The sequence below is a fragment of the Pseudomonadota bacterium genome, from assembly GCA_026388215.1.
Classification (GTDB): domain Bacteria; phylum Desulfobacterota; class Syntrophorhabdia; order Syntrophorhabdales; family Syntrophorhabdaceae; genus JAPLKF01.
Genome location: JAPLKF010000120.1, coordinates 1 through 17,176, shown reverse-complemented (window position 1 = coordinate 17,176; position 17,176 = coordinate 1). Strand labels below are relative to the sequence as shown.

The 17,176-nt window shown below is 41.3% G+C and carries 23 protein-coding genes; 21 read left to right on the top strand and 2 right to left on the bottom strand.

Annotated features, from left to right (window positions below; all coding sequences use genetic code 11):
- Nucleotides 1-573: 573 nt before the first annotated feature.
- Nucleotides 574-1,563: an RluA family pseudouridine synthase gene (locus NTU69_07065; protein ID MCX5803276.1), complete on the bottom strand. Its 990-nt coding sequence runs from the start codon at nucleotides 1,561-1,563 to the stop codon at nucleotides 574-576.
- Nucleotides 1,564-1,604: 41 nt separating this feature from the next.
- Nucleotides 1,605-3,014, bottom strand: coding sequence for an L-seryl-tRNA(Sec) selenium transferase (selA, locus tag NTU69_07060; protein ID MCX5803275.1), 1,410 nt, complete (start codon nucleotides 3,012-3,014; stop codon nucleotides 1,605-1,607).
- 165 nt (nucleotides 3,015-3,179) lie between these two features.
- Between selA and NTU69_07055 the strand changes: the two genes are divergently transcribed.
- From NTU69_07055 to NTU69_06955, 21 genes are all read left to right on the top strand, one after another.
- A complete protein-coding gene (locus NTU69_07055) occupies nucleotides 3,180-3,374 on the top strand; it encodes a DUF2281 domain-containing protein (GenBank protein ID MCX5803274.1) in 195 nt (64 codons plus the stop codon).
- An 80-nt stretch (nucleotides 3,375-3,454) separates the two neighbouring features.
- Nucleotides 3,455-4,711, top strand: a complete 1,257-nt coding sequence (locus NTU69_07050) for a coproporphyrinogen III oxidase family protein (GenBank protein MCX5803273.1) — start codon at nucleotides 3,455-3,457, stop codon at nucleotides 4,709-4,711.
- Between the two features lie 13 nt (nucleotides 4,712-4,724).
- The gene (locus NTU69_07045; protein MCX5803272.1) at nucleotides 4,725-5,204 is read left to right on the top strand and encodes a 2-dehydropantoate 2-reductase; all 480 of its coding nucleotides are present in this window, start codon (nucleotides 4,725-4,727) and stop codon (nucleotides 5,202-5,204) included.
- Between the two features lie 76 nt (nucleotides 5,205-5,280).
- A complete protein-coding gene (locus NTU69_07040; GenBank protein ID MCX5803271.1) occupies nucleotides 5,281-5,691 on the top strand; it encodes a hypothetical protein in 411 nt (136 codons plus the stop codon).
- Nucleotides 5,692-5,841: 150 nt separating this feature from the next.
- Nucleotides 5,842-6,486, top strand: a complete 645-nt coding sequence (gene rplC, locus NTU69_07035; GenBank protein ID MCX5803270.1) for a 50S ribosomal protein L3 — start codon at nucleotides 5,842-5,844, stop codon at nucleotides 6,484-6,486.
- A 306-nt stretch (nucleotides 6,487-6,792) separates the two neighbouring features.
- The gene (gene queD / locus NTU69_07030) at nucleotides 6,793-7,161 is read left to right on the top strand and encodes a 6-carboxytetrahydropterin synthase QueD (GenBank protein MCX5803269.1); all 369 of its coding nucleotides are present in this window, start codon (nucleotides 6,793-6,795) and stop codon (nucleotides 7,159-7,161) included.
- 7 nt (nucleotides 7,162-7,168) lie between these two features.
- Nucleotides 7,169-7,960 carry a GTP cyclohydrolase FolE2 gene (folE2, locus tag NTU69_07025; protein ID MCX5803268.1) on the top strand — a complete coding sequence of 264 codons (792 nt, stop codon included), beginning with the start codon at nucleotides 7,169-7,171 and terminating at the stop codon, nucleotides 7,958-7,960.
- Nucleotides 7,957-8,412, top strand: coding sequence for a hypothetical protein (locus tag NTU69_07020; GenBank protein ID MCX5803267.1), 456 nt, complete (start codon nucleotides 7,957-7,959; stop codon nucleotides 8,410-8,412). The genes folE2 and NTU69_07020 overlap by 4 nt, the downstream gene beginning before the upstream one ends.
- A complete protein-coding gene (locus NTU69_07015; GenBank protein ID MCX5803266.1) occupies nucleotides 8,399-8,650 on the top strand; it encodes a DUF2007 domain-containing protein in 252 nt (83 codons plus the stop codon). Before NTU69_07020 ends, NTU69_07015 begins: the two co-directional genes overlap by 14 nt.
- Nucleotides 8,628-9,365, top strand: coding sequence for a selenium cofactor biosynthesis protein YqeC (gene yqeC, locus NTU69_07010; GenBank protein MCX5803265.1), 738 nt, complete (start codon nucleotides 8,628-8,630; stop codon nucleotides 9,363-9,365). The genes NTU69_07015 and yqeC overlap by 23 nt, the downstream gene beginning before the upstream one ends.
- Before the next feature lie 143 nt (nucleotides 9,366-9,508).
- Nucleotides 9,509-9,892 carry a PA2779 family protein gene (locus NTU69_07005; GenBank protein ID MCX5803264.1) on the top strand — a complete coding sequence of 128 codons (384 nt, stop codon included), beginning with the start codon at nucleotides 9,509-9,511 and terminating at the stop codon, nucleotides 9,890-9,892.
- Nucleotides 9,893-9,925: 33 nt separating this feature from the next.
- Complete coding sequence (locus NTU69_07000; protein MCX5803263.1) at nucleotides 9,926-10,468, top strand: C39 family peptidase; 543 nt, start codon at nucleotides 9,926-9,928, stop codon at nucleotides 10,466-10,468.
- A complete protein-coding gene (locus tag NTU69_06995; GenBank protein ID MCX5803262.1) occupies nucleotides 10,420-10,890 on the top strand; it encodes a tetratricopeptide repeat protein in 471 nt (156 codons plus the stop codon). Before NTU69_07000 ends, NTU69_06995 begins: the two co-directional genes overlap by 49 nt.
- A gap of 56 nt (nucleotides 10,891-10,946) precedes the next feature.
- Complete coding sequence (locus tag NTU69_06990; protein MCX5803261.1) at nucleotides 10,947-11,159, top strand: hypothetical protein; 213 nt, start codon at nucleotides 10,947-10,949, stop codon at nucleotides 11,157-11,159.
- Between the two features lie 6 nt (nucleotides 11,160-11,165).
- Nucleotides 11,166-12,239, top strand: a complete 1,074-nt coding sequence (locus tag NTU69_06985; GenBank protein ID MCX5803260.1) for an aminopeptidase P family protein — start codon at nucleotides 11,166-11,168, stop codon at nucleotides 12,237-12,239.
- 75 nt (nucleotides 12,240-12,314) lie between these two features.
- Complete coding sequence (gene efp / locus NTU69_06980) at nucleotides 12,315-12,884, top strand: elongation factor P (protein MCX5803259.1); 570 nt, start codon at nucleotides 12,315-12,317, stop codon at nucleotides 12,882-12,884.
- A 9-nt stretch (nucleotides 12,885-12,893) separates the two neighbouring features.
- On the top strand, nucleotides 12,894-13,517 hold the full coding sequence (gene tmk, locus NTU69_06975) for a dTMP kinase (protein MCX5803258.1): 624 nt from the start codon (nucleotides 12,894-12,896) through the stop codon (nucleotides 13,515-13,517).
- Nucleotides 13,507-14,487, top strand: a complete 981-nt coding sequence (gene holB, locus NTU69_06970) for a DNA polymerase III subunit delta' (protein ID MCX5803257.1) — start codon at nucleotides 13,507-13,509, stop codon at nucleotides 14,485-14,487. The genes tmk and holB overlap by 11 nt, the downstream gene beginning before the upstream one ends.
- Nucleotides 14,488-14,489: 2 nt before the next feature.
- Nucleotides 14,490-15,266 carry a regulatory iron-sulfur-containing complex subunit RicT gene (gene ricT, locus NTU69_06965; GenBank protein MCX5803256.1) on the top strand — a complete coding sequence of 259 codons (777 nt, stop codon included), beginning with the start codon at nucleotides 14,490-14,492 and terminating at the stop codon, nucleotides 15,264-15,266.
- Between the two features lie 84 nt (nucleotides 15,267-15,350).
- A complete protein-coding gene (gene metG / locus NTU69_06960; GenBank protein ID MCX5803255.1) occupies nucleotides 15,351-16,877 on the top strand; it encodes a methionine--tRNA ligase in 1,527 nt (508 codons plus the stop codon).
- Nucleotides 16,878-16,880: 3 nt separating this feature from the next.
- A complete protein-coding gene (locus tag NTU69_06955) occupies nucleotides 16,881-17,174 on the top strand; it encodes a DUF721 domain-containing protein (GenBank protein ID MCX5803254.1) in 294 nt (97 codons plus the stop codon).
- Nucleotides 17,175-17,176: the final 2 nt, after the last annotated feature.

The following is a 17,176-nucleotide window of genomic DNA, read 5'->3' as shown; positions in this document are numbered from 1 at the left end:
GGTTATTGAGATTGTAAAACAGTTTGGAAAATTGAAGGTACTTGATGACAGGGAATTGGTCATAGAAATGGAAAAGAAGGAAGACTATCAGAGGCTTGAGAAAGCCCTTGATGATGCCTTTAAGGGCGAGGTAGACGTCGAACTCATTCAAAAAAAATCATAAAAGTAAATTCACTGCACATAAAGGTCTTCGATCCCCTTTAGTGTCCTGTCCTTTAAATAGCTTTACAGTTTTATTGATGGTTCTCTTGAAATGTGGAAGGAGATTCCCTTCGCACTCCGGCACTCCATTCCCGACCATTCTAAGAATCGCTTCACTGAAACGGGCAAACTTGCCCCCGCTCTGGCGGGGACTTCGGACATGCCCGTTTCCCCTTTGGGACGTTCCACATCTTCTAAGTATGGTAAAGCGGTCATTTTGTGATGTCGTGCTACAGGGAACATCCTTTCTCTCCTGAGTGTAAAGAACTGTTAGGAACAGGACACTAGAATCCAGTATCCAGCCTGTTTTTAATCACCTGCTGCCCGTTGATTCTTGTTTGCCTTTTCTACTTACTACTTACTGCCTACTACTTACTGGCTACTGCCTAATGTTTTGCTGTTTTTTACAAACTCCTTTATGTCCTCTGGTACTGGTGCTTCTATTGAAATCAGCGTGCCCTTAACAGGATGTTTGAATTCAATCTTATAGGCATGGAGGAGAGGCCTCTCGGCCATGTTCCTTGCCTTCTTCCCGTACAAATCGTCACCCACAATCGGATGCCCTGTGTGTGCGAGATGGACCCTTATCTGATGTGTTCTTCCTGTCTTCGGGTAGGCTTCAATGTATGTGAAACCGTTTAATCTTGCCACCACTTTGAAGAATGTCAGGGCATCCCTTCCCCCTTGTTTCAGTACAGCCATCCTCTTTCTATCTGTCGGATGTCTCCCGATATTGCCCTCTATTCTCCCTTCCTCTTTTTTCACTATCCCCTCTACGATCGCCCTGTATGTTTTATAAACACCCCTCTCTTTGAAGAGCGCTGAGAGCATCTCCTGGGTCTTTGTGTCTTTTGCAACGAGAATTACACCTGTTGTCCCCTTGTCTAATCTATGAACGATAAAAGGTCTTATTCCTGTGCTGTTAAGCTCAGAAGTGGTGAGTGGTGAGTGGCGAGTGGCGAGTGTTTTGATTTCTCCTGCTGTCTGACCGCTGACACCCGACTTCCAACCGAGGTATGCGAGGATGGCATTTACGAGAGTTCCCTCCTTATGGCCGAATGAGGGATGCACCACCATACCGACCGGTTTATCGATAGCAAGGATATATTCATCTTCATAAAGGATATTGAGAGGGATTGCCTGAGGTATGAGGGTTAAGGGTTCTTCCTCTAAGATTTCTCCCTCGATTTCCATGGACCTTTTAACCTTTGATGAAGGTTTTGGCAGTTTACCGGCAATGCGGATATGTCCTTCCTCTATTAATGTTTTTACCTTTGTCCTTGTTATGGAGAGTTTTTCAGAGAGGAAGACATCAAGCCTTACTTCATCTTTGTTACAGATTATCCGGAATTTTTTTTCCATTACTACGAACTCCCAACGCCGAACTATTATTGTTGAAGATGTTATGGATTCTGCTTACCATCCTGGAAGGCGGTTTCTATCCCTGAGATTAAAATCGGTTCATCGTCTTTCAGTATTGTTCTCATATCGAGGAGAAATGTATCCTTCTCAATCCTCCCGATAATTGGAACTTCCATATTTCTCAATCGTTCTTCAAGCATGTCTATGCTGATGGCATGCGGTTTTAATGCGACCCCAAAGGAAGGTATCGACACATCAGGAAGGGTGCCTCCACCAACCTCAGAGTATAGCTCTACGGTTGATACGGAGAGGTTTTTACACCCCTTTTTTAAGATGTTTGTAATACGCTGTGCCCTTCTTTTCAAGGTGTGTTTGTCTTCGTATATCATCTTTAAGGTTGGTATATTGTCTTTTGCCGTTTCCCCATCGAGATAGAGTAGCAGTGTGCTCTCAAGCCCGGCGAGGGTAAATTTATCAGGTCTAAGCGCCCTTGTGAGAGGGTTCTTTTTCATTGCGTTTATATATGCCTTTTCCCCCAGGATGATGCCTGCCTGTGGTGCGCCGAGGAGCTTATCCCCGCTGAAGGATATTACATCTAACCCTTTTTTCATCTCTTCAAGGATAGAGGGTTCATCATGGATCCCGATTTCTTTTAAAGGAAAAAGAAGACCGCTTCCTGTATCGTAATATGTTGGTATATTATGTTTTTTTCCAATAGAGACAAACTCCTCTATTGATGTTTCATGGGTAAAGCCTTTAATCCTGAAATTACTCGTGTGGGCTTTCATAATAAGGCCGGTATTCTCGTAGATTGCACGCTCATAATCCTCTTTGTATGTCCTGTTTGTAGTTCCAACCTCTCTTAATATTGCCCCGCTTTCTTTCATCACGTCAGGCATCCTGAAAGAACCTCCTATCTCAACGAGCTCGCCCCGTGAGATAATCACCTCTTTTCCCTCTGCGATTGTATTGAGTACAAGGAAAACAGCCCCTGCGTTGTTGTTTACCACAAGGGCGCTTTCAGCACCTGTGAGCTTTTTAAGGATGAATGTGCAGTGTTCGTACCTGTCGCCCCTTTCTCCTTTTGTAAGATCATATTCAAGATTTATGTAATGTGATGCCGCATTTGTGATGGCATTTATTGCTGATTTTGCAAGGAGTGACCTGCCAAGATTAGTATGGATGATAACGCCTGTCCCGTTTATAACCCTTTTCAGTTTTGGGGTGATTGATTCAACTACTTTCTTTCTTACTTCCTCGATTATGTCCTGAAGTGATAGGATGGATGTTACCTTACCCTCTTTTATGGTAAGTCGCAGCTCATCAAGGGATGTGCGGAGGGCATCCTTTGCTACGCCCTCAGGGTACGTATCAATGAGCTTTTTCCACTCTCCGTGTTTCAGAATATCGTCTACCTTCGGTATCTTTCTAAGTAGTTCCTTATCAGGCATATTAGTTTATTTGTAACATACAAAAGAGGCATAATCAATGTAAAAGCAGTGAATAGTGATTGGTGAATAGTGAATAGTAAAAAGACACGGAAAAATATAATCAGTAGCAAGGATTGCCGAAAAATACTTAATATGATATATTGTAAATAATATTGAAGGTAATTTATGAACAATAAGGAATTACTTCTCAAAGAAATTGAGTTAGTCCCTGACCAGCTTCTTGGAGAGTTATTGGATTTTGTGCATTTTTTGAAAGCAAAGACCGTTAAGGAACAAGTAAATACATACATCGCCAGTGAGACCTCTCTCAGAAAAGATTGGTTGAAGCCAGAGGAAGATAAGCCGTGGCAAAATTTATAAAGGGTGATGTTGTTGTTATTCCCTTCCCATTTTCTGATTTAACATTCTTTGATTTTATAATATCATTTTGAGAGACATTTATGCTGATTGAACGATTAATAACTTACTTTGCACGTAAGAAGAATGCCAGTTATCTGCAGTTCTCTCCTTCCCTCTCCCTGTCCATTCCTCGCAAGAAGGATGATATACCAACACTTCTCTACGTGCATGTGCCTTTCTGCGAGGAGCTCTGCCCCTATTGTTCATTCAACAGGGTAACATTCGAGGAGGAGCTCGCACGGGCATACTTTGACGCCCTGCGCAAAGAGATTTTAATGTATAAGGAGTTGGGATATGATTTTAAGGCCCTTTATGTGGGCGGAGGAACCCCGACTATCCTGATTGATGAGCTTGCACAGACTATGCGATTGATCAAAGAAACCTACCATTTGAGGGAGATTTCTATTGAGACGAACCCCAATCACCTAACCGTTGAGAACATTGAGATATTAAAGGACATGGGGGTGAATAGACTCTCTGTGGGTGTCCAGAGCTTTGATGACGGACTTTTAAAGGCAATCGAGCGTTACCACAAGTACGGGAGCGGTGAGGAGATTGCAGAAAGGCTGCATTTTACGCAGGGTACATTCGATACCTTGAACGTTGATATGATTTTTAATTTTCCCATGCAGACAATGGAAATCCTCGAAAAGGATTTATCTATCCTTATCAATCTTAAGGTTGACCAGGTTACCTACTATCCTCTGATGGTCTCGACCTCAACCCGGAATATAATGGCTAAAAGAATAGGAAAGGTGGATTATGAGAGGGGCAGGGCATTCTATGAAAGAATAGTGGAGATGCTCGCCTCCGATTACAGGGTATCAACGGCATGGTGTTTTTCCAGAAATGATGCCATGATAGATGAGTATGTGGTGAATTTTGAGGAATATGCGGGCCTTGGAAGCGGCTCCATCGGTTACCTTGGCGGTAGTGTCTATGCGAATACATTTGATGTAAGGGATTATATCAGAAGGGTAAACGAAGGGTCACTTCCGGTTACAGCAAAAAAGGACTGCTCGATAAAAGAACGATTGCGATACGATTTTTTAATGAAGCTTTTCGGTTTGAGCTTTGATATAGGCAGGCTCAAGGCCAGGCACGGTGTGAATATATACCATTATCTATGGCCGGAAATCCTTTTTTTCAGCCTTATCGGTGGATTAGAAAGACATGACAATCTCCTTTCGCTTACTGAAAGGGGTCAGTATTACTGGGTAATCATGATGCGTGAGTTCTTTATCGGAGTGAACAATTTCAGGGACTACTGCCGGGCCGGGATAGAAAGACAGTCTTAAGGAGCAGGTGAAGATGGTTCTGAATAACAAAAATGAAATTAAAAACATATGTATTTGCGGTGTTGGCGGTGTCGGGGGATATTTCGGCGGGAAGATTGCGCTTAGGTTATCCCGGATAAGAAATACAACGAAAAGGGCATTTTTTATTGCAAGGGGGACACATTTAGATGAAATAAGGAAGAATGGTCTGATATTAAATACATCGGAAGAGAGGGGTATCATATGCAGGCCTCATCTTGCCACTGACAGTATAGATGAAATACCTGCCCCGGACTTATGCTTAATTTGTGTAAAAAGTTATGATTTGGATGGTGTCATCAAGGCATTGGCGAGAAAGATTAAAGACGAAACGATTATTATCCCCCTGTTAAATGGTGTTGATATTTATGAACGGATTAGAGGCATTTTAAACAAAGGGATTATCCTGCCTGCATGTGTGTATGTGGGTACCCATATAGAAAAACCAGGCGTGGTTACACAGAAAGTGTGGTGACGGGATAATTTTATGTGGCTATGACCCCGGATTCCCTGACTTCAACAACAAGGAAATCATACGTTTCTTTGATGAAATGAAAATAAGATTTGAATGGCATGATAACCCCTATACACCAATATGGGAAAAATATGTTTTTATAGCCCCCTTCGGTCTGGTAACTGCCGATTCTAAGAAGACCCTTGGTGAGGTTATAGCTGATAAGGGATTAAAAGAATTGGTGCAAAGGGTAATAAGAGAAGTAGTCTCAATAGCAAAAAGATTAGGTATAGACCTTCCTGAAGATATCGAGAATAAGCCCATAGAAAAGGCTGGCAATTTTCCCCCTGAAACAAAGACATCATATCAGAGGGATATAGAGACAAAGGGAAAACTGAATGAGGGAGACCTGTTTGGGGGAACCATTATAAGGCTCGGGGAAAAGACAGGGGTCCCAACACCGGTTACCCGGTCAATCTACCATGAAAATCAGAAGAGGGCTGGATAATCAATAATTATAGGAGCATTTGTAGTGATTATTACGCGGGTATTTTTGGGTAACCGGGCATTTAGATAAAAAATATTCTGCCGCCTTTTTCTTAAGCTTGACTTTATAGTCATTTTCTACTATTATTTTAGACTTTTTGGAGGTGTAGAAATGGGAATTGGACTTCTCGGAAAAAAACTCGGCATGACCCAGATATTTGATGAGCATGGGAATATAATGCCTGTGACTGTGGTGAAGGCAGGACCTAATTTAGTCGTTCAAAAGAAGACTGTGGAAAAAGAAGGGTATAATGCCCTTCAGGTTGGTTTTAATGAGGTAAAAAAGGTAAAGCTCATAAATAAGCCGCTTGCAGGTCACTTTAATAAGGCAAAGGTTGCCCCGATGGTTTTTCTCAGGGAATTCAGGGTCACCGCGGAAGACGCAGAAGCGAATGATACGGGGACTGAGATTACAGTGGAAATGTTCGCACCGGGTGAGTTTGTAGATGTGATAGGGACATCCAAGGGAAAGGGCTTTGCTGGTGTTATAAAAAGGCATGGTTTTAAGGGGGCCCCTGCTTCCCGTGGTTCACACGAGTTTTTCAGGCATGGCGGATCAATCGGTGCAAACACCTTCCCTGGAAGAACAATGAAGGGGAAGAAAATGCCAGGTCATATGGGGGCAAGAAGGGTTACGGTCCAGAACCTTAAGGTTATAGATGTGAGAGGGGATACAAATATCCTTATAATAGAGGGAGCAATTCCAGGCCCAACAAATGGGTATGTAATAATAAAAAAGGCAGCCAAGAAAAAATAGGCGCTTCCCGCAATCAGCTATCCGCAATCAGCTATCAACATTCGGCTTGAGCCAAAAATGACACACGATACGGAACCCTTTATAATCCAGGAGTCAGAAAAAATCATTGACCGCTCCACTCGGACGATAGACGACCATCAGTCCCCCACCCAAAAGTGGGTACCCGGAGGCGTCATTAGGACGAATAAAAAAATGTCCCTCGTCCCTTGCTCTTCGAGCCAAACTCCGGACGCCGAACTTGAAACTCCGAACGGTTCTTGCTTTATATTCTATTGACTTTAACTATCCCAAAATATAGATTATGGTATGTTCACCTTATGCGTGAAAGACTCATTTTCTGCAGCCCATAGACTTGAAAATTATGGTGGGAAATGTGAGGAACTCCATGGCCATAACTTTCTGGTTGAGGTGTTTTTTGAAGGGGAAAGGCTGGATGAGTGCGGTATGCTTGTTGATTTTAAAGTCCTGAAGGGTTATCTCAAGAACGTTTTGGATAAGCTTGACCACAAATATATAAACGAAATCCCTTTCTTTCATGAAAGGGCAAGCTCTTCTGAGTTTATAGCCATGTATATATTCCATGAATTGAAAATGCTTATAAAGGAGGGTATGATTTCTCTGAAGGAAGTAAGGGTTTGGGAATCAGAGAATGTATATGCAGCGTATGGGGATTAAGTCTGAAATGATAGATGTACAAAACATGAGTGACTATAGAATGATAGAGATTGATAAGGTGGGTGTGAAGAACGTGAAGTACCCGATTGTGGTTTTAGATAAGGTGAATGGATTTCAGCATACCATTGCCACTATAGATATGTATGTCAATCTCCCCCATAACTATAAAGGCACACATATGAGCAGGTTTGTTGAGATATTGCACAGCAATAAAAGTATGATAAATATGAAAAACTTCCCGAACATCTTGAGAGAGATGAAGGACAAGCTGAACGCAGAATCAGCCCATTTAGGTGTGAGATTTCCTTATTTTATAAGAAAAGAGGCCCCGGTAACAAAGACCCAAAGCTTTCTGGAATATCAATGTGGTTTCCTGGGTTTTATGGATAGCTCTGGCGAGATGAAAGGGTTCATAGTCTCTGTATCCGTCCCCATTAATACACTCTGTCCTTGCTCTAAAGAGATAAGCGAGTATGGGGCCCACAATCAGAGGGGCATAGTGAGGGTGGACGTAAGGTGCAAGAAATTTTTCTGGATAGAGGACCTTATAAATGTTGTGGAAGGTTGTGCGAGTAGTGATATATACTCAATACTTAAGAGGGAAGATGAGAAATATGTGACTGAAAGGGCCTTTAAAAATCCAAAATTTGTGGAAGATGTGGTAAGGGGCGTTGCAGAAATGTTATATAAGGATACAAATATCACGTGGTTTGTAATCGAGGCAGAAAATTTTGAGAGCATCCATAACCATAGTGCATATGCGTATCTTGAAAGAAAAAATGAAGGAGGGAGCATATGAGAAAGGTCATTATAATGCTTTTTGTTGTGTCTTTAGTTTTCTCAGGGTGTGCAATCTTTAAGGGGTCAGCTAAGGAAGAAACTTCCCAGCCTAAGGGTGCTGTTCCAAACCAGGTTTTTTATAGTTTTCCCGATATACCTGTGCCAAAGGAACTTAATTTTGTGAGGGAGAAAAGCTTTGTTTATGAGACCCCAATGATGAGGGTAGGTGTGCTTGTTTTGAGTGGCAACGTTGAATTGCAGTCCCTTGAAAATTATTTCAGGATCAATATGGTGAAAAACGGGTGGAAATTTGTGAACAGCTTCAAGTTTAAAGACATATCATTGAACTTTGTAAAAGAGGATAAGACCTGCAATATAAAGATGTCAAGGGAGGCGTTTAACGCTGATGTAGAGATATGGGTCGGACCTTCTGATAAAGGAAGCACACAGAAAGGAAATGGACCCAAATAGATGGGTAAAAATTCATACAATTGAGAACATCTTTGAGATGGATATGCTCAAGGATGCTCTCGAAAGAGAAGGTATAGATTATAGTGTAAAGGAATATAAAGATACTGCCTATGATGGTCTTTTTATCTTACAGAAAGGCTATGCTGCACTCTTTGTAAAAGAAAAGGATAAAGAGACAGCACTGACAATTGTGAAAAATGTAAAATCCCTTCCTTATGTGGCATTTTCAAAGGATTGACCCCTTAAGATCCCTTTTAAATACAAAATATATAACCTTTGTAGGCTCCGGTGGTAAAACAACCTTTATGGAATATATTGCAAAAGAGGCAACAGGAAGGGGCAAATCTGTCGCAATAACAACAACTACTAAAATATATGCAAGAGAGCCTTATGTGCTTTTGGAGGAGGATGTTTTTAAAGAGGGATTGAGAGAACGGTTCATAAGGGTTGGCAGAACCCTTGAGGAGGGAAAGCTTACCGGTGTGACATTTAGTGATATTGATAAGCTGGGCAGGATATATGATATGGTTCTCATCGAGGCGGATGGTGCGAAGGGCAAACCGCTCAAATTTCCTGCTCATTATGAACCTGTTATACCGCCCTTATCGGAAAAAACCTTTGTCTTATGCGGGCTTGACGGTCTATCAGGGAGGGTTGATGAAAAGGTTTTTAGATGGGAACCTTTTAGTGAGGCGACAAAAATAAGAGGCGATGCGATAATTACACCTGATGTGTTCTTGAGATTTTTTTCAGAGGATATCCTTTTAAAAGGTATTGACAGGGAGAAATGTACAATCGTTTTTAATAAATATGATGTATCGGGGATAGGAAAGAAGACAGTAATGGAAATGGCAAAGGATGTTATCCTGAGGGTGGGTCCGATAACCGTTATTGTTTCAAGCCTGCTTTTTAAGTGTTTTTATCTGGTTAAAGAAACTGATGGTAACCCATAGTACAAAATTGTGTATGGAAGGAGAATCACATCGTTATTCGGTGTATCTGGGTTGGAAAGAATTGTTGTTGCAATAGGTGAGGCGCTGTATATATAATTAAAGAAGATATTATTACACATTTCTTGAAAGGAGGTGAGGGTATATTGAAAAAATATCTCGCATGGTATTTAGTCTTTGCAATGTTCATTATAGGCATTGTACCCCGTGTGGAAGCATCATTTACACCTTCTCAGGCGATGACACTGGCACCGGTCGACAGGGCAGCTGAATTGCAGAGGATTCAGACAGTATTGGAAACTAAACTTATACAGCAGAGGCTCCAGGATCTTGGTTACACCGGCGAGGAAATCAGGGCAAGGCTTTCCAACTTAAGCGATCAACAACTCCACAGTATCGCACAGAAACTGGATGATCTGAGGGTAGGCAAGGACGGACTCGGGATAGTTATTGCCCTTCTGGTCATAGTAATCCTTGTTGTTATACTGGTACAGCTCTCTACGGGCCACAAGATAACAGTTACACCATAGATGTTGCAAGACCACATACGGAGCACCACGCCGGTGCTCCGAACCATTTTTATAGTTCTATTTTTTCTCATAGCCGGTTGTGCGACAATCAGGGTAACGCCCCCCACTGATGCCCTGTTACTTAACAATATCCCCTTTTTTAAACAGGATGATTTTCAATGCGGGCCTTCAGCGCTTGCAACCGTTCTCAACTATTGGTACAAGAGGGGAGAGACCGGTAAAAATCTGGCGCCTCAGGATATTATTTCGGAGATCTACAGTTCTTCGGCAAGGGGGGTGCTTGGAATAGACCTTGAGTTATATGCAAAAAGGCTGGGTTTTCGTACCTTGCAGTATTCAGGCAGTATTGAGGACATAAGAAGCAATATTGATAAGGGCATACCTTTGATAATTCTTGTAGATTATGGTATCTCTGTCTACCAGCAAAATCACTTTATTGTTACTACGGGTTATACAAAAGATGGTATTATTGTGAATTCAGGACGGAAAGAGAATAAACTTATTTTAGATGAGGAACTACAAAAAATATGGAAAAAAACAGGATTCTGGACGCTTTTTATAACACCATATGCCTGACAATAATAACTATACTTTTATCCTCGTGTAGCCTTCCAAGAATAATCCTATTCCATGACCCGCTGACACCGGAGGAACATATAAACCTCGGTGTGAGCTATGAAAATAAGGGCGAACTTGATGCAGCCTTAAAAGAGTATGAAACAGCCTCAAAGAAATCGCAGATTGCCTACCTTTATATGGGCAATATTTACTTTCAAAAGAACGATTTTGAGAATGCTGAAAAATATTACAGAAAGGCAATAAAAAAGACAGATGACCCCCGGGCGTACAATAACCTTGCCTGGCTTTACTATACAATGGATACAAAACTACAGGAGGCCGAGAAACTTGCACGGAAGGCTGTTGAATTGTCCCCTGATTCTACTGATTTTAAGGATACGTTGGACAGGATTATAGAAAAGGGAGGTCATGCCCGTTGAAATAGTTCAACGATTTAGCTTGATTTTTACAGGGAGATTCATTTAACTATCCCGTGATGGACGATGACAAGATTCTTTCTGCTACCTTAGCAGACATATATCTTCAACAGGGATATATCGAAAAGGCAATAGAAATATATGGAAAACTTGCAAAAAGGGAACCTAAAAATGATTTTTATAAAAAAAGACTTTCAGTGCTTAAGAAGGATGCAAAGGGGAAAAGCAGATTTCCTGCATTTAAAAAGGTTTTGAAAAAGAAATTGTGGTAGAAGGACATGAGAGAAAACAGGATTGAAAAAGTCCTCGATATAATAAGGGATAAGGGTTTAGATGCATGTGCCTTGAGGGGTATGGAAAACATATTTTACCTCACAGGATTCAGAGGTTCTGAGGGAGCCCTTCTCATTACAAAAGGCGATGTCTTACTTTTGACAGATTCCAGATATATTACGCATGCAAAGGAAGTTACGAAGGATATAAAGATAGTGGAGTTAAGGGAGAAGAATAATCCACTTGGAGAACTGTGCAGTAAATATGGGATTAAGAAAATGGGTTTTGACAGTATGCACACAACATATGACCTGTATGAGAGATGGACAGATGCCATCCCAGATATTGAACTTATCCCGTTAAGAAATGCTATTGAAGAGATCAGGAAACACAAAGAACCGGATGAAATAAATGCGATTAGGAAGGCAATTGGTATTGCGACCGATGCATTTAACGAAATATTTGAAAAGATTTATCCTGGCAGGACGGAAAAGGAGATTGCGAATGACCTGGACTATACGATGAAGCAGTTTGGAGCTGATTGCCCCTCCTTTGATACGATTGTTGCTTCCGGAATCAGGGCAGCCCTTCCCCATGCTGAACCAACTGATAAAAAAATTATGGAAGGTGAGATGGTAATGGTTGATTTTGGCGCCCAGGTTGATGGCTATTGCAGCGATGAAACCTGTACAATATCAGTGGGTGAAGTAAATGGCAGGATTCAGGAGGTCTTCTCTGTAGTGAATAAGGCAAGGGAACTGGCCTTGGAAAAGGTGAAGGTTGGCATGCCAATAAAAGAACTGGATATGATAGTGAGGGGATTTATAGATGATGCAGGTTATGGTGAATATTTCAGACATGGCACAGGTCATGGGGTAGGGGTGGCTGTTCATGAAGCACCTGCTATCAATAGTATGGCAGAAGGCATACTTGAAGAAAATATGGTAATCACAATAGAACCCGGGATATATATACCCGATTTAGGGGGTGTGAGACTGGAGGACATGGTGCTTATAACAGAGGATAAAGCAGGGGTACTTACACATATTCGAAAGGATGCGCTCAATATAAAGGTATAGATTCCAAAGTAGGCAGTATGCAGTTACTCCTTACTGCTTACTTCCTACTGTTTACTGCATTAAAATGGGGAGGAAATGGTGGTTGTTTTTACATCAGAGTTTAGAAAGGGATTAAGGATTCTTGTGGATGAGGAACCATTTGTTATAGTTGACTTCCAGCATGTGAAGCCCGGGAAGGGAGGGGCTTTTGTCAGGACGAGGATAAAAAGCCTTATAACAGGAAACGTGCTTGACAGAACCTTTCGTTCAGGTGATAAGGCCGAGGTACCGGATGTAGAGGAAAAACAGATGCAGTTCCTTTATAAAGAAGGGGAAAAATATTATTTCATGGATGAGAATACCTATGACCAGTTGTTCATAGATGGAAAGAACTTAGGTGAGGCAAAGAATTATCTAAAAGAAGGTCTTGTAATAAAAGTTTTATTTTATAAAGGGAGCACGATAGGTGTAGAAGTTCAAAATTTTGTTAATCTTTTGATAGTGAAAACAGAGCCAGGTGCAAAGGGAGATACCGCTCAGAATGCTACAAAACCGGCATTATTGGAAACCGGTTATTCGATTCAGGTTCCACTTTTTGTTGAGGAGGGTGATGTGGTTAAAATCGATACGAGAACCGGTCAGTATATGGAAAGGGTTCAGAGATAGGGGAGATACATGTTGATAACCTTTGAAGGAATAGAAGGTTGCGGTAAGTCAACGCAGGTAGGGCTTTTATACAATTATTTGAAGGAGAAGGGATATGGTGTAATAAAAACGAGGGAGCCGGGTGGCACGGCTTTTGGGGAGGCACTGAGAAGGGTTTTTCTTCAGCAAAACCTGAAGGTCTTTCCCCTTTCTGAGCTCCTCGTATTTATGGCAATGAGGGCGCAGCATGTGGAGGAAGTGATTATGCCCGCATTGCAGGATAGGAAGATTGTTCTATGCGATAGGTTTGTAGACGCAAGTTATGCATATCAGGGATATGGAAGGGGTGTAGACCTCAGTATTATTGAAACGCTCAACAGGCTCGTGACAAAAGGTGTAAGACCTGACCTCACTGTCCTTCTGGATTGTAGTGCAGCCGTTGGATTAAAGAGGAAATCTAAACATGCTTCCTCCCTTGACAGGTTTGAAAATGAAGAGATGGCCTTCCATAGGAAGATAGAAAAGGCGTATATTAAGCTTTCAAAGGAAGACCCTGAGAGGTTTATTGTGGTGGATGGCAAACTTGGCATAGAGGATGTGCACAGGATTATCAGGGAGAAGATCGAACAGCTTTTAGAAAGACATGGGATTTAACGATATTATTGGCCATGAAAAACAGAAAAACCTCCTTTTATCTTTTCTAAAAAAGGGAAGGATGCCCCATGCCTTTTTATTTTCAGGTCAGGAGGGCATAGGAAAGAAACTATTGGCAATAGAACTGGCGAAACGTATCTTTTGTGAAAAAGGTAATGGCTGTGGTGAGTGCCGGGCATGCCTTAAAATAGAGCGGGGCAGTCATCCCGACCTTTTATTTGTAGAAGGTGAAAATTCAATTGGTATTAATCTCATACGGAGGGATAAAGAAAAAAAGATACGGGGCATAAATGAGGAAGTATATGAGTACCCCTATGAGAGCGATATGCGGGTAATAATAATTGATAAAGCCGATACCATGACCCATGAAGCAGCAAATGCCCTTTTAAAAACACTCGAGGAGCCCCCATTGTTCAATTTGTTTTTCCTTGTCACCTCATCAGAAAAGGATATACCGTTGACCATAAGATCCCGTTGTGCAAGGGTTGCTTTTACTTCACTTACAAGTGATGATCTCAGACAGTATTTTTTAAGGGTTTTCAATATGGATGAGGAGAGGGCTCAGCTATTTTCTTACATCTCCCATGGAAGTATCGGCTGTGGACTTTTCTGGATGGAGGAGGATAACTTTTTGCTGCGGAGAAAACTAACAGAGTTGATAATAGGGCACAACAGGAGCTTTTTAAATACGACCCTGATTTCTGAAAAGATTACACAAACCAATAGACAGTTGTCCATGTACCTTTCTTTTCTCCTTTCTCTTTTTAGAGATATGTTTATATTGAACCAGAGCAGGGATGTATCTATGGTAATCAATAGAGATGTGAGGGAACTTTTAGAATGGGAAATGGTGGACCTGAAATGGGTAGAGTATTCAATGAGGAAGATCCAGGAAACTATTCGCATTATGCGTTATAATGTGAATAAGTGGCTTATATTTGAAAATTTAATGTTACATATAATGAGGTAGATATGAAGTGTTGTTACGTAAGAATTGACACACTGACAGGTATAATGGAGATGGAAGTGCCAGAGGATATAAAGATTGGTGATTATGTGGTAAGTGAACTTGATAAAGGTCTTTGTTTGGGTGTTATCCTTACAGAACCATTCGATACAAAGAAAGAGGGGTTAAAAAAGATAACAAGGAAGGCAACCGATGAGGAAGTCTCTGAGTATTTTTCTTTAAAAGAAAAGGAACAATATGCCCTCGATTTTTGTAAACAGAGGATTAAAGAAATGGCGCTTCCTATGAAATTACTCTGTGCGGAATATCTCTTCGGCGGGACGAAACTCCTCTTTTATTTTGTGTCTGAGAGCAGGGTGGATTTCAGGGAGCTTGTGAAAGAGCTTGCGAAGGAGTTTAAAATCAGGATAGAACTCAGACAGGTTGGAGTGAGAGATGAGGCAAAGATTGTCGGAGGACTTGGTAATTGCGGTAATGTGGTATGTTGTAGAAAATTTTTAAATAACTTTTCAATAGTCTCGATAAAAATGGTGAAGGAACAGAGCCTGGCATTAAATCCTGCCAAGATTTCAGGTATATGTGGGAGACTCATGTGTTGTCTTGCCTATGAGTATGAGATGTATATGAATTATAAGAAGGATTTTCCGAAGCTTGGGAAAAGGATAACCATCCCTCAAGGTGAAGGCAAGATTGTAAAACATAATACCTTAAGCTCTACAGTGACAATCGAACTTGATGACGGCAAGGAGATCACCTTACCGATAAAAGATATAACAACATGAGTGAAAGGATTCGAGGAGTCAAGGGGTCAAGGGTTCCAGGGTATAAAAGCCGCTCGAATCCTTGAACCCTTCAGGAGAGGATAAATGAATAAACACTACTGCATCACCACACCCATCTACTATATAAATGATGTTCCACATATAGGTCATGCGTATACCACTATAGCTGCGGATATCATGGCTCGTTACAAAAGGATTTGTGGATACAATGTGTTTTTTCTGTCAGGGACCGATGAGCACGGCCAGAAGGTTGAGAAGGCGGCAGAGCAGCAAGGGGTTCATCCAAAAGAGCTTGCAGATAGAATGGTTCACAGGTTTACAGATTTATGGAAGGTCCTTAATATCTCCAACGATGGTTTTATAAGAACCACAGAGGAGAGGCATAGAAAGGTTGTCCAGTATATATTTCAAAAGGTATATGAAAATGGAGATATATACCTCGGGGAATATGAGGACTGGTATTGTGTGCCCTGTGAGAGCTATTTTACAGAGATGCAGCTGAAAGATGGTCTGTGCCCCGATTGTTTAAGGAGACCAGAGAGGTTAAAAGAGGAAAGCTTTTTCTTCAAGTTGTCAAAATATACGGATACACTGCTCAGGCTTCTGGATGGGAGAAAAGACTTTGTGTTGCCTGAGGTTCGGTATAACGAGGTTGTAAGTTTTATAAAAGGTGGTTTAAAGGATTTAAGTGTAAGCAGGACAAGCTTTAATTGGGGGATACCTGTGCCCATGAAGGAAAACCATATTGTGTATGTATGGTTTGATGCACTTGCAAATTATATAACGGGGATTGGTTTTCTTGAAGATGTCGATTTGTTCAGGACCTTCTGGCCATGTGATGCCCACCTCATAGGCAAGGATATACTGAGATTTCACGCTGTGTACTGGCCGAGTTTTTTAATGTCCCTTGGGATTGAACCACCGAAAAGGATCTTTGCCCATGGTTGGTGGACAATAGAAGGACAGAAGATGTCAAAATCTCTCGGCAATGTTGTTGACCCTTATGAGATTGTAAAGAACTATGGGGTTGATGAATTCAGGTTCTTCCTCTTCAGGGAGGTACCCTTTGGCATGGATGGCGATTTTTCAAAAAGTGCGATTGTTCACAGGATTAATGGGGACCTTGCAAATGATTTTGGAAACCTTACGAGCAGAAGCGTTGCGATGATAGGGAAATTTTTAAAGGGGAAGATAGAGAGGCCCGAAAAGAAGGGTGGTATGGATGAACATGTTGAGGGAACTGTAAGACGATTGGTAGAAGAATACCAGAAAGACATGGAGGTTTTTGCTTATCACAAAGCATTACAGGATGTGTTCGAAATCATATCCATCCTCAATAAGTATATCGATACGGAAGCCCCCTGGAAACTTTATAAAGAGGGAGATGTGCGGATTAAGACAGTACTTTACAATATCTGGAATAGTTTACGGGTAGTATCCATGCTCCTTTACCCCTTTATGCCGAAGAAATCTGAAGAAATATGGAATGCCCTGGGCATTGGTAAGCCTATTGAAAAAATCTTGTTTGAGAATGAGAAGATGTTTTATTTTGCGGATGACCTTTCTCATATAGATAAAATTAATCCTATTTTTCCGAGGATAGAAGACTAAAGCATGCCGTTTTTTGCATTAAAGAAAGTGGTACAAAGGGTTTTAAGGGAGTACAACTTTACAGAGGATATTGATGCATATAGGGTCTTTCCTCTTTGGAAGGATATAGTAGGAGAAAAGATGGCAGACCATACAAAGCCTGTAAGGATCAATGAACGTGTACTCTATGTGGAAGTTGACGACCCTCTATGGCTTACCCAGTTGAAATATATGAAGGTGGATATACTGAATAAGATTGATATGAGGATAAAGAAAGGGGTTTTAAAAGACGTAAGGTTCTATCTCAAAGGGTTCTGATA